Annotated in this window: 6 protein-coding genes; all 6 read right to left on the bottom strand. The window is 60.1% G+C overall.

Annotated elements, in window-relative coordinates; translation table 11 throughout:
* Positions 1-34 precede the first annotated feature (34 nt).
* The 6 genes from IPM84_04590 to IPM84_04565 all read right to left on the bottom strand — a co-directional run bounded on the left by IPM84_04590 (position 35) and on the right by IPM84_04565 (position 13293).
* Positions 35-3295: a DUF11 domain-containing protein gene (locus tag IPM84_04590; protein MBK9092048.1), complete on the bottom strand. Its 3261-nt coding sequence runs from the start codon at positions 3293-3295 to the stop codon at positions 35-37.
* Between the two features lie 416 nt (positions 3296-3711).
* A complete protein-coding gene (locus IPM84_04585; protein MBK9092047.1) occupies positions 3712-4227 on the bottom strand; it encodes a helix-turn-helix domain containing protein in 516 nt (171 codons plus the stop codon).
* 219 nt (positions 4228-4446) lie between these two features.
* Entirely contained in the window at positions 4447-4863 is a 417-nt protein-coding gene (locus IPM84_04580) for a helix-turn-helix domain containing protein (GenBank protein ID MBK9092046.1), read from the bottom strand.
* A 244-nt stretch (positions 4864-5107) separates the two neighbouring features.
* Positions 5108-7423, bottom strand: a complete 2316-nt coding sequence (locus IPM84_04575) for a hypothetical protein (protein MBK9092045.1) — start codon at positions 7421-7423, stop codon at positions 5108-5110.
* Complete coding sequence (locus tag IPM84_04570) at positions 7375-8340, bottom strand: hypothetical protein (GenBank protein ID MBK9092044.1); 966 nt, start codon at positions 8338-8340, stop codon at positions 7375-7377. The genes IPM84_04575 and IPM84_04570 overlap by 49 nt, the downstream gene beginning before the upstream one ends.
* 285 nt (positions 8341-8625) lie before the next feature.
* Complete coding sequence (locus IPM84_04565; protein ID MBK9092043.1) at positions 8626-13293, bottom strand: carboxypeptidase regulatory-like domain-containing protein; 4668 nt, start codon at positions 13291-13293, stop codon at positions 8626-8628.
* Between the last annotated feature and the right edge of the window lie 145 nt (positions 13294-13438).

The following is a 13438-nucleotide window of genomic DNA, read 5'->3' as shown; positions in this document are numbered from 1 at the left end:
CGATATTACCTCTTTCTAAGACGCAGGCAGGGCGCTAACGTTGCGCAACAGGCAGAAAGACACGGTGCCAATTCTGCGCTTGCGCCGCCGTGGGGCCGTACCAGGTGCTGCCATCGGGGGCAACTGCTTCGATCCAGTAGAACTCGCCGCTGTTTCCAGCCGGATCCAGGGCCACATAGCTGCTGGCGTTGCCCTGGGCTGGAACGATTTCGTTCGTGATCCGGGTTCGCAAGCCATTTGCTGTGGGGCTATTATACACGTAGTAGCCAACAAGGTTCAACTCACGCAGCGAGGTCCATGCCACACGCACCTGGGCGCCCTCCACACTGGCCGTGAACGAACTCAGTCCAACCCCAGTGGGCACGACATAGCCGAAGTTGAGATTGAGCAGGTTCTGACCGGGTGTCGCAATGGCGATGCGGCTGGTCGGCGTGGTCGGAATGAAGCCAGACAGCGATTGAATCACAACGTTGTAGGTGCCGGGTGGCAACCCATTGATGCGCCACTGCCCGCTGCTGTTACTGAGGGTAGTGGCGACGGTGGCGCCGCCCTGATCGAGAACGGCGATGACAAAGGATTGCAGACCCATCAGTGGGTTTTCGTTGGGTGAGCCATCACCGCTGATGTCGGCCCACACCAGGCCACCCAGATCCGAGGCGCCTGTCGCCACCTGGGTTGTCACCGTGGCGCTGTTATTTGTTGAGCGCCGGTCGGGCGGGTCGCCGCTCACCTGGGCGGTGTTGGTGATGATCGTGGTTGACGTAATCGTGTTGGTGACGGCGCCGTTCAGGGTGATGGTGCGCTGTTCCCCGGCTGCCAGCGCAGCGACGGTCCAGACCAGGTTGCTGCCCGTTTCAAGGATGACATCGCCATGGCTGGCGCTCCAGGCCACATTGCTCAATTCAGAAGGCAGCGTCTCGGTGATGCGCACACCACTGGCGCTCAACTGTCCGGTATTACTCACGGTAATCGTGTACGTCAGCGGCTGTCCTGGCGCTACAGAGCCGGCCGGCTCCACAGATTTGCTGATGCCAAGATCGGCCGCGGGCAACGCCAGGGTCAGCGCAGGGTCGCCGAAAAGGATGTAGTTGTCCAACAGTTCCTTGAATGGGCTGCTGGTATTGAAAAGCTTGAGCTTGCCGGCGGTGGTGGCCGGCCCGAGCTGTAAGATGCCCTGTTCGAAAATAGCCTCATAGAAGCCGGTGTAAAGCTCGGTGTGGCCGGTTGCCACGCCCAGGCCCGTGGGCGACCAACTGGCAATGGCGCCTCGCCCCAGGGTGCGCACGACCGTCTCTCCCTGCGACTTGTACCCGGGCACGATGTAGTACCCTTCGAGGCAGGTCATGGGGAGCATCACCGGCCAGCGTCCGGCGTTGGTCAGCGTCGCCACGTCACTGGTGCGGAAGTAGCGCTCACCGCCCCAGTAGGGAATGGAGGAGTGGCCGTTGTAGTTGACGAACAAGGCGCCGCTGTTGATGCCATTGAGCAGTGCGGTACGCAGGGCGCTGGCGCTGGTGTAGTTGATACGGAAATAGAGCTTGGATTGGGTGAAGGTTGCGGGCAAGATATGATCTGCAACCAGGTTGCTGTGTTCGGAAAAGTTGCCGGCGCCATCGGCGTCGTCGGCTACGAAGATCACACGGCGATTCCACGCTTGATCGGGCGCCTGGGCTTCGTAGCTCACGACGCGATCCACCATTTCTTGAGCTTCAGCCACGGTGTTGACCGGGAAGCGTCCCAGGTGCATATCGGGCATCTTGTTATTGTCTACGTCCACGTAGCGATTATCCGCGGCCGTTTCTCCCATGAAGGAATCGCTCATGGCAAGAAAAGCGGGAACAAAGACCTGATCGGGTATTGCACTGAAGCCCTTCGGGTCGTAGGTTGCGTCCCCCATCAAGAGGACGAACTGCGGGCGGGGCTGCCAGTTGTTGTAGGCAAAGGTCAGAAAATCTTTGATCGCTTGCTGGCTCATCAGGCCGAAGCTAAATTCATCATAGATATCCCGCACATCAACCACGGCCGTGGCGTACTGATTGTGACTGGCACGATAATTGGCCAATTGGGTTGCCTGGGCCAGGAAGTCATGGTGCGTGATGACGAGGTAATCGGCGCCATTCGTTAACGCTTTCAGATTCGAAGGGGTGTCCAGGGTGATGCTGAGGGGCGTCAGAAAGGCGGCGTCGGCCAAACTGAGGCAACGGCTGTTCGGCGCCGCGCGCACATCAGAGAATTCCAGGGTAAAGGGTGCCAGCGCTCCGGTGACAGCGGCGTTGACCAGGCGTGTGGGGTGGTTTGCATCGGTCACATCGAAGGCGTGAATGTTGGAGTCCGTAAAACCGCCAATCGCATAAGCCAGCGTGCCGGCGCTATCGGCGTCACAACGGGCCACATCGCTGCGCGCTGCAGGCACATCATGATACGTCAGTTCAAACCAGTCGGGGTAGATTTGGTCCTGAACGCCGCTGCCAACGACCACAGCCGTGGCGGTCACGGTGTTCGTGATCTGCAAAATGGACTGATCGAAGGCGAGGGTGGTGTTACTTAGTTCGTAATCGTCCCAGGAGACGTCGCCAAGCAACGTGCCATTCAGATAGAACGTAACGAGGTGATCGGGATTGACAAACGGGTTCGACCAGACCCCCCGCAGGGCGACATGCAGGCTGGCAGGAAAGGAGCCGCTGGCCAGGCCGGGTAGGTTCATTGGGTAACTCAGCGTCTGCGTTGGGCAGGTGCTGGGCGTAGAGCAGAGCAGGAAGAAGTAGTTCGACGAATACCAGTGGTCGCCGCCTTCGGTACTTGGTATTTTGCCATCGTACAACTGGTTGTCCTCGAAATGCATCGTGGTGGCAAAGGCGGACTGCGGCACGCCGCCGGCTGGCGTCACATCGCGTTGGGTCATGCGCAGGCCGTTGGCTTCGCCAAACGCGAGCCAATAGGTGTTGATATCGGTGTACAGCGTGTGAACTGGCTTGCCGTAGAAAGCCACATAGTCGCTGGAATCAAAGATCCCGTCGCCCTCACCGGCCACGAAAATGGCAATTTCTGAACCGCCTGCGAAGATTTGCAGTTGCGCCGGGTTGAGTGTGTCAACCGGCAAACCGGCTGTTTGCAAATCGGTGTAGGTTAGCCGATACATACCTTCCTGAGCCACCTGGAGTTTGTAGCTGACTCCGATAGCCGGGGTCGCAGGCTCAACAGGCGCCGTCATGGCCTCAGCGCCGACAGCAACCGGCGCCATCGCACCGATCACAAAACACAACATGAAAATCACATAGGCTGATTTTCGTATCATCTGTAAGTATCTCCAAACAGCTCTCGAAGAGCGGCTCTCTCATGCAGGTAGGGCGTCAATCCGGGGGGGGCGGCCTGGCTGCTTATGCCTGGTAGCCGAACAATTTAATTGTAGGCTACTTTACCAGTGAAGTCAACGTCTTTACCTTACCTTTGGCTTACAGATCGTTGATTTTGGCAGGTGGCTTGGGAAAACTTACAGAAAGAGGTGTCGGTGCTATCGGAGGTCTCGAACACGGAAATCGAAGGGGACGGTCAGCGCGAGCCAGCAGGGGCAAGGCGTTGATGCGGGGACGACAACCGCCTGGCGCCAAAGGCTGGCACGCACTAGCGCCTGGGGGTGAAGACTGGCACGCACTAGCGCCTGGGGGTGAAGACTGGCGCGCACTAGCGCCTGGCGGTGAAGACTGGCATGCACTAGCGCATGGCGCCCACGCGCACGCCTTCGAACTCTTCCAGCCAGGCAAACGTAAATGGTGTTCTCCACTCTTGCCGCATGTTGTAGCGCAAACCATGCGACCAGAGAATCAAGCGCACGGTTTCGGCGCTGATGGATGGCACCAATTGCCTTTCTATCAAGTAATCACGCAGTCTTTGCAACGACCAGCGGTCAAATGGAAGCCCTAAGTCACGCGGGTTCTTGCGCGCCGTGGAGAGAACCCGATCGCGGTGTTCTTCGGAAAATACGGGCGGGCGACCGGGCGATTTGCCAGATTGCAGTCCCTCGACCCCATACGCGTTGAAACGGTGAATCCATTTGCGGACGTTGATCGGGTGCAGATTCACTTCGTCGCCGATCTCTGGTACTGAACGCCCCTGGGCCGAGAGCAGTACGATGCGTGCGCGCTGTGCCCAATCATAGGCGGCATGGGAGATTGCGACATCCGCCAATTTTTGACGCTCATTCTCCGTGAGCTTGCGTACAAATAACATGGTTCCTCCTGAGGTTGGGAGCGTGAATTGAAAAGAGATAATCATCTCCTGGTATTTCACATAGTACGAAACTCCATGCCCAAACTCAATAGCGCGGTGGTACCAAGAAACGCTGGAGGGGTTTTGGGCGCCGATCGCTCTGCCCAGATGCCAGGCAACAAGAAGCCCTGCCTTGTGAGCAGGGCTATGGATGGTCGTGAATTGAGGTTAGCGGGTGGTTCAGTCGAGAAGAATTTGACGAACGGTCTCGGCGCTGATTGACCCTACGATGTTGTGCGTCATGAGATGTTCACGGAGGCGTTGTAACGACCAGCGATCGAAAGCCGAACCAACCTCCCTCGGGTTGGCGTGGGCCAAATCGGCGATCTCCTGGCGCTGTGTCTCCGAAAATACCGGCGGGCGCCCCGGTGACTTGCCAGAACGCAGGCCTGCCAAGCCGCGCATATTGAAGCGGTGGATCCACTTGCGCACGTTAATGGGGTGAAGCCTCACTTCTGCACTAATGTCAGGAACCGTCTTGCTGGCCGCCGATAGCAAGATGATGCGTGCGCGTTGTGACCAATCCAGGGAGGGATTGTTGGCCGCTTGGTCAAGAGCCTGGCGTTCATCTGTTTGGAGTTCACGCACGAAAAGCATGGTCCGTACTCCTTTCGTAACCCCTGTAATCTAATACTGTCTGTCTATGTTGTTGAACGATACCAACCGGATTTAGTTTTGACAACATGATTCTATATTATAGCCAAAGCCCTTGTCACGTCAATTTTTCGCTATTCCCGTTGCAGATCGCGACGAAAAAGCCCACAAAAAACGGGTGGGATCCGTGGATCAACCACCCGTTCATCTCGTTCGTCATGCGGCTTGTTGGGGCCTGCGTGTTTGCTCAGCGGCTAACCAGGGGGATAAACAAATGCTGGCCGCCCGCATAGCCGGCCACCGGGCCTACGATTGTGTTTCCAGGCTGGATTACGAGTCTGTACCAGTAAACCTGACCGGCTTCGACCTGGTCATCCTCCCAGGTAAAACGGCCATCGGGGTGTGTTGCACTGGCAAGCAGCGGGCTGACCGGAACATAGCCGTCTTCCGCCTGCAACGAGCGTTCCACCTGGTACAGTTCATCGCCACGCTGTGAAATCGCCTGCCAGCTGACAAGGATGTTGTCATCGTTGGCGGCAGCCTCGAAGCTGACAATCATGACAGCCGTGGGCTGCAGGAACCCGAAGTACACATCCAGGATCGAGGCGCCGGCCTCCAGAGTTACCGGTACGTGGCTCGGTGTTGTGATTACCAGCCCCTGTGGATCAACGGCTGCGCTGTAGGCGCCTGGGTCAAGCCCGTCCACGCGCCAGGCGCCCATTGGACCCGACGTGGTCAGCCTGACCACCGCCCCGCTGCCGTTCAGGATGGCCACCGGGATGCCGGCGAGGCCCGCAATTTCGTCGCCATCGCGCAGCCCGTTGCCATTCGTATCAACAAAATTGACGCCGCCCAGGCTTCCTTGTATCTGACCAACGGTAACGGTCAGGTCAAAGGCGTTATTTTGCGGGTTTCCGTCGGGATTGACCGATCGGGCCTGCGCCGCCACACTCAGGGGGGTCCCAGGGTTGAGGATGGCGGCCAGGGTGCCAACCACGTGGAGCGTGCCGGTTTGACCAGCGGCCAGATCGCCCAGGGAGTAGGTCAAGGTGGACTGCGCGCCGGCGGAGCGAACCTCGCCCAGGTTGCCCTCTGTGAAGAAATGTCCACCGATCACTTCGGACGGCAGCGTCACCGTCAGTTGGCTGCTGCGGGCCACCAACTGCCCCTGGTTGGCAAAAGCAACCGTGAGAGTAATCATCTCGCCGGCCCTGGGCTGTGTCGGGGTGGCTGTCATCGTGACGTTGGTCTCTGCCCGCGGCATGGGGAAGCGCAGCGCCGGATCCCCAAAGAGATGAAAGGTGTGAACCAGGCTGACCCACTGGGGGGCATTCGACAGGAGATGCTGCTTCGCCAGGTCAAGCGCCACGCCGAGTTCATTGACGCCCTGCTCGAACACGGCGCTTAGAAAACCCTTGTAGAGCCATTGCTGACCGATCGAGGTGCCCCTGCCGCTGCCGGCCCAGGTGGCGACCGCGCCCCCGCCTGCCTGGGTGACGAGCACCTCACTCAGCGCATCGTAATACGGAAAGATGAAGTAGCCGACCTCACAGCCCATGGTGGTGATGACGGGCAGGCGGTTACCGTTGACCATGTTGCTGACGTGCAGGGAGCGCAGGAGCGAGCCGCCCCAGGAACGGCTGTCGCCATGACCGGTATAGTTGACCAAGAAACGCCCGTTGTTGACCGCGCCGAGGAGCGCATTGTAGACCGTCTGCGCCGTGGGATAGGAGGCCGTGCCGTAGTAGATGCGATCCACGCTATATTCCGGGGGAAAATAGGCCAGGCCCTCATCGGACAGCGCCGCAAAATTGCCGGCCAACGGATCGTACTTGTCGGCAACCAACGTGGCTTTGCGCATCCAATCACTGGTGACAGGCGTTGCTTCATAGGCCAACACCTTGTTGACGATCGTGCTGGTTTGGGCCGCCGTCTTGACCGGGAAGCGCCCGATTGCCATTTCTGGCAGGGGATCACTGTCGAAGTTGACGTAGTCATTGTCGGCCGCGGTCTCGCCATTCAGGGCATCTACCAGCGCCAGATAGGGCGGGATGAAGGTCTGATTGCCACGGCCGGCCACGTCCTTGAAATCGTACGTACCGTCACCCACCAGGAGCACATAGCGGGGCGCGGGAGGTGTCCATTGGGAATAGGTGAATTGCAGGAAATCATGTAGGGCTTCGGCGCTCAGCAGGCCGCCGCCGAACTCGTCATACACGTCCTGAACATTGACCACCTTGACCCGCAGACCGGTGGACGCTCGATAATCGGCCAATGGCTGCACGGCGCTGAGGAAATCGGGGTAGCTGATCACGATGTAATCGGCGCCATTCGCGCTGTTGTGCAGGTCGGACGGTGTGTCAGCCTGAATCGCACGCGGCGTCAGCCAGCCGTTGTCGCCGACGGCTATATAGTGCGTCTCGGCGGTGACCACATCGCTGAAATCAAGGGTGAAGGTGCTGCCGGCCGGCTGCACGCGCACCTGGCTGATGGCCTGGGGCGTGCCTGCATTGGTCACATCGTAAACGACAACCTGGCTGCTGCCAAAACCGGTTGCCTGCAAATGCCAGGCGCCGGGACCATCAGCATCGAATGGAGGCCAGCGCCGGCGCTGGCAAAGGTGCGCTGATAGGTCAGGGTCATGAAATCAACGTAGCCGCTCTCAACCGCCAGCCCGGTGTCGCCAAAGGCCGTGATCGCCACGGTGTTATCACCCCTGAGCAACCAGCCTCCATCGAAGTTGAAGGTCTTGTTGAAAGGCAGGGCCTCATCCCAGGTGGCTTCACCCAGGAGATGGCCGTTCAGGACAACCTGCACATGATGATCGGGCGATACGATGTAGGAGAAGAACTCGCCCTGGTAGGCCACCAGGAGGCTGGCCGCGGCCGCGACGGGGTTGGTTACCGAAAGCGTGAAGGAGATGGTCTGACTGTGGCCGGCTTCAACCGCCCAGCCATCCCAAAACCAGTGATCGGCCTGGTCCAGGAAAGGGAGTGAGGAGCGGTAGAGCAGGTCTTGCTCGAACATCGCTGTGGTTTGGAAGGCTGACGGCGTCGTACCATTCGCGGGGGTACCGTTGCGCACGGCCATGCGCACACCGTCAGTATTGTCGTAGGCCAGCCAGTACGTATTCATGGCGCCATACTTGCTGTCGCGCGCCTGCCCGTAAAAACGGATCTCGTCCGTCGGGTCGAAGCGTCCGTCGCTGGCGCCGGTGATCTCGCTGGCAACTTCAACCGCCGGGTAGCCGGAAGTGAGATGCAGATGCTGCGGCGCCAGGTCTGCCACGGGCACGCCGGCATTGACCAGGTCAGAATAGGTGAGGCGGTACATGCCGGTGCGATCCACAGTCACCCGGTATGCGCTGCCAGACTGCGGCGCTGCAGCAGTGACGGGTAGTGGATGAACAACGGCGGTCAGCAAACTCAGCAGGAACGTCGCGGTAACACAGGTTCTGATCCGGTATGTGACTGTGGCCATGAGGCAATCTCCAACAAACGTGAGCGTAGACGCTCGAATCTGGTCACAGTTTAGATGTCGGAACGCCCTTTGACAATGGTACCCCCGGTGTTTTGGTTTTGCCAGCGCGTAGTACCTTTGATGAACCATGCCCAAAAAAGGGCGTTGCTTGTTTTGTGGACTGAAAATCAACGGCTGAGGATGCAAACGCCGGGGATGTTGAGGCTCGGATGGTCTGGCGCAGAAAAAAAGACACCCGGAGTTCTTGCGAACTCCGGGTGTATCTGGTTGAAGGTGAGCGCTGTGTTAGCGCCGAATGCCGGGGAAGAACATGCGCGGGGCGATGGTAGGCGCAAGGTGCCAGGGACCAAGAACCTCATCGCCCGGTCGGGTGACCAGCCAGTAGAAGTAGTCCTTGGACGGGATGGCCGAGGTGTCAACGAAGGTGTAGACAGCGCCGGCGCCTTGCACCAGGATCAGGGCGTCGTTGACGCGTTCGCGTTCGCCGTCAATCGCCGGCGCCCGGTAGATGTCGAAGCCATCCACGCCGTTTTCACTCACGGTCTGCCACACCAGGGTGGCGGAGCCGTTCTGCCAGGCGGCGTCGAAGCGCTGCAGGTTGATGCCGGTGGGGCCAATGTAGCCGAAGTCAACCGACAGGTCGCACTGCCCAGCCGTGAGCGTGATGACGCGCGGGCTGGCCGTGGTGCGGATGAAGTTCGGGCTGATCGCAGCCGGCACACTGATCGTGTAGGTGCCGGGCAGCAGGTTGTTCAGACGATAGACGCCCGCTGGGGAGCTGCCGCTCAGGAAGGAGGCGCTAAAGCCGTTGGGGCCTGAGACGATAATGGGCACGCCACTGATACCTGTGGACTCCGCGCAGCTCAGCGGGTTGTTGGGATCGGCGCAGCCATCCTGGGTACCATTGCCGTTGGAATCGGTGTAGATGATGTCGCCCAGGCAGGAGGGGTTCCAAAAACCGAAGTCAATGGTGGTGTTCGTCTGCGCCGGCGCCAGCACCAACGGTGCGATATGCGTGATGGGGTTGCCGTCCGAGTCCTTCGTATCGTCGCCGCCCTGATCTTGCGGGCTGGCGTTCCAACCAATCAAGACACCGGTCGCCGTGACTACTTCGATGCAGTAGTTGCCGGCCGGCAAGTTGGAGAAAGTATACAGGCCGCTGGGGCTGGTCGTTGTGGTGGCCTGCGGCGATCCGGTGCAGGTTGAATTGGGATAGAGACGCACGGTGGCGTTCGCAATGCCCACTTCGCCCCCATCCTGCACGCCGTTCCCGTTGATGTCGTTCCACACGAAGTCGCCGATCTGACCGGGCTTCCAGAAGCCGAAGTCAATGGTCGGGTTATCGGTGCCAGCCGGCAGCGCAATGGCCGGGCTGTTATGAGTGATGGTGTCGCCGTCGGAGTCCTTGGTGTCGTCGCCGCCCTGGTCCTTGGGGCTGCTGTTGAAGCCCACCAGGACGCCGGCGCCGGAGAAGTTGGTTCCGACAATCTGTACACAGTAGGTGCCGGGCACCAGGCTGCTGAAGCCGTAGATGCCGCTGGCATTGGTCGTGGTGGTGCTTTGGGCTGCGCCGGTGCAGGTGCCGTTGGCGAACAGGTTGACCGTGACATTGGCCAGGCCCGGCTCGCCCACGTCCTGGATACCATCGCCGTCATAGTCGTTCCAGACGAAGTCGCCCAGGCTGCTCGGATCCCAGAAGCCAAAGTCAATCGTCGGGTTGTTCGTGCCGGCGGCCAGGCTGATGGCCGGCGACCGATGGGTCACGATGTCGCCATCCGAGTCGCGTGTGTCATCGCCGCCCTGATCCTTGGGGCTGCTGCTCCAGCCGACCAGGACGCTCGCGCCGCTGAAGTTGCCCGAGGCTACTTCGACGCAGTAGGTGCCAGGCACCAGGTTGCTGAAACCGTAGACGCCGCTGGCGTTGGTTGTGGTCGAACTCTGTGCGCTGCCCGTGCAGGCGCCATTGGCATACAGGTTGACGGTCACGCCACTGATGCCCACTTCGCTGCCGTCCTGGATACCGTTGGCATTGACATCGTTCCACACGTAGTCGCCCAGGCTGGATGGATTCCAGAAGCCGAAGTCAATCGTGGTGTTGGTTGCGCCCGCGGGCACGGTGATGGCCGGCGACCGATGATTGACGTCGCCGTCGGAGTCCTTGGTGTCATCGCCGCCCGCATCCTTGGGGCTGTTGTTCCAGCCGACCAACGGCCCGGCGCCGCTGAAGTTGATGCTGGCGACTTCGATACAATAGGTGCCGGGCACCAGGTTCGTGAAGCTGTAGGCGCCGCTGGCATTCGTCGTTGTCGAGTTGATGGGGCTGCCGGTGCAGGCGCCGTTGTTGTACAGGTAGACGGTCACATTGCTGACACCGGTCTCGCCGCTGTCCTGGATACCGTTGCCGTTGATGTCGTTCCACACGAAGTCGCCCAGGGTGGACGGATTCCAGAAGCCGAAGTCAATCGTCGGGTTGTTGGCGCCGGCGGCCAGGCTGATGGCCGGGCTGTTGTGGGTGACGGTGTCACCGTCCGAGTCCTTGGTGTCATCGCCGCCCTGGTCCTTGGGGCTGCTGTTCCAACCCAAGAGCACGCCCGCGCCGCTGAAGTTGGTGCTATCCACCTGAACGCAGTAGGTGGCTGGGATCAGGTTCGTGAAGGAATACAGACCGCTGGCGTTGGTGTTGGTGGTGGCTTGCGCCGTGCCGGTGCAGGTGCCATTATTATAGAGATTCACCTTGACGTTGCTGATGCCAACCTCGCCGCTGTCCTGGATACCGTTGGCATTGACATCGTTCCACACGAAGTCGCCCAGACTGCTGGGGTTCCAGAAGCCGAAGTCAATCGTGTTGTCGGTTGCGCCCGAAGCCAATGTCACCGGGGCATTGTGTGTAGACACATCGCCGTCGGAGTCCTTGGTGTCATCGCCGCCCTGGTCCTTGGGGCTGGTGTTCCAGCTGACCAGCGCGCCGGCGCCGCTGAAGTTGCTGGCGGCCACCTGCACGCAGTAGCTGCCGGGCAGCAGATTGATGAATTGATAGAAGCCACTGGCATTGGTGGTCTGTGTGGCCGACGGGGTGCCTGTGCAGGTGCTGTTCGCATACAGATTGACCAGCACATTGGGCAGACCGGTTTCGCCGGAGTCTTGAATACCGTTATTATTGAGGTCGTTCCAGACAAAGTCGCCGATCTTGCCGGTCACACGGACATTAGCCGGGTCGGTGTCGGTGACATTCGGGATGTTGGGCAGAGGGGTGCCGCCCGACGTGCTGGGCGTGCCGGTCGCGGTGCCGGTGTTCAGCGTATCCGCGTTGATCACGGCTGTGGCAGAGACAAAGGTCGAGGTTGCGCCGGGCGCCAACGGACCAGGGATGGTGCCGATCGTGCCGGGAATCTTGTCGTCAGTGATGACAATGTTGACCAGGTAGGTGTCGCCGGTGTTGGTGACGCGGTAGCAGTACTTGACCGTGGAACCCATCGGTACGTCCAGGTTTTCGGCGCCGGGGCAGATGCCAGCCTGGGTTGTTACGGTCTTCTCCAACAGGATCGAGGGCTTGACGATAATGACCTGGGTGGTGCTGGTGCTGGGCGGTGGGTTGCGATCATTCTCGTCTTTGGTCGTCGAGGTGATGATATTGGCCGTGTTGAGAACCGGGATCAACCCGTTCGCCACGGCCGCATTGAAGGTGACCGTCACGGTGAACTGCTGACCCGGCATCAGGTCCTGATTGAAACCGTTGGGCGCTACGCCGGTCAAATCGGTCCAGTCAATGGTGCCGAGCGGCTCGCTGAAGGTGTTGGGCGTGGGCGTCGCCGTGCTGTAGTTGAGATGCACGGTGTCGAAAGCGTCATGCAGGTGGACAACGGTCAGCTTGGTGTTACCGGTGTTTGCCACGTTGATGCGGAAGGTAGCCTGGCCGCCCTCAAGCACGTAGCTGTTACTGGTGAGGGTCTTGGTCACCTGAACGGTCGGGCAGGCCAGCGGGATTTCCACCGTCTGCGCAATCCATTCCAGCGCTGCGCCGTTGAGGTCCTTGGACTCAACCTGCACCGCCACAACCTTGTCGCCAATCGGTAGGCTGGCGGTGCTGGCGTGGCTGTCCCAGTAATTACCCTGGGCGCCGACGAACGGGTTGTTGGCAATGAGCGTTGCGCCGTAGATGTCGCCTGGAGGCACTACGAGGCCGGAAGAGTACCACAGCGCAGATTCGTTGCTCAGCGGGTTCAGGTTGCCGCCGCCCACGATGGTGTTGAGTTTGACGGTGCGCACGACGGAAGCCGTGTCAAAAGGTCCAACCACCACGGGAATCGAGCCGGCGCCCGCGGGCGGGCCGCTGCGTGTCTGCACCATGTCCATGCCAGCGTAGAGATAAACTGCCTGGGCGCCGGCGCTGACATCCTTGTAGACGACTACCAACTCGGCGCCTTCGGTCTTCAGGACGGGCGACGTAAAGGCGTTCAAGCCCGCGACCGTGTAGGTGTGGGCGCCAGCCGCAATGAAGCTGGTGACGTCAGCGCGGAAGGCCCAGGCCCACTTGGATGTTTGCCAGAAGGCCGGGCCGCCCTGGTCAATGGCGACAATCGGATTGATCGCCAGGGCGTCGCGCTGGAAGGTGATGTTGGGGTCGCCGCCGCTGGTATCAGTGGAGTCGTAGCCCACGTAGAACAGATAGGCCTGCACCACCGTGGCGGTGGCAGGGATGGTCAACGACATGGCGCCGGAAGTGGCGCCGTTGAGACCCACGCCAGCAACGGCTATGGCGTAATTTGGATCTTCGCAGGTGCCGGCCTGGTACAAGATATCGAGCGGCGTGTCGGGATTGCCAGCCAATGCAATCGGCGCCGCGGGGAGCAGGAAAAGAGCGCCGGCAAAGGCGAGCACCAGCAGCGTGCGCACCATCAAGGTGAGCGGCTTGCTGGCTGTCTGTCGGTTGGCTGTGTCAATCATTCGATTCATGTGTGATCCTCCTGAAATACGATCTGTGCTGCGGCCCATGCCCATGCACAGAAAAAAACGATACTCTCTTGTCGGGGTGATTGTAACACGGTGGCATACGCCCAACAACTGTTTTTCGTTTACGGTTTGCTTACAAGAACCGGCG

The sequence above is a fragment of the Candidatus Amarolinea dominans genome (assembly GCA_016719785.1).
Taxonomy (GTDB): Bacteria; Chloroflexota; Anaerolineae; order SSC4; family Amarolineaceae; genus Amarolinea; species Amarolinea dominans.
This window is presented reverse-complemented; position numbering and strand designations above follow the sequence as displayed.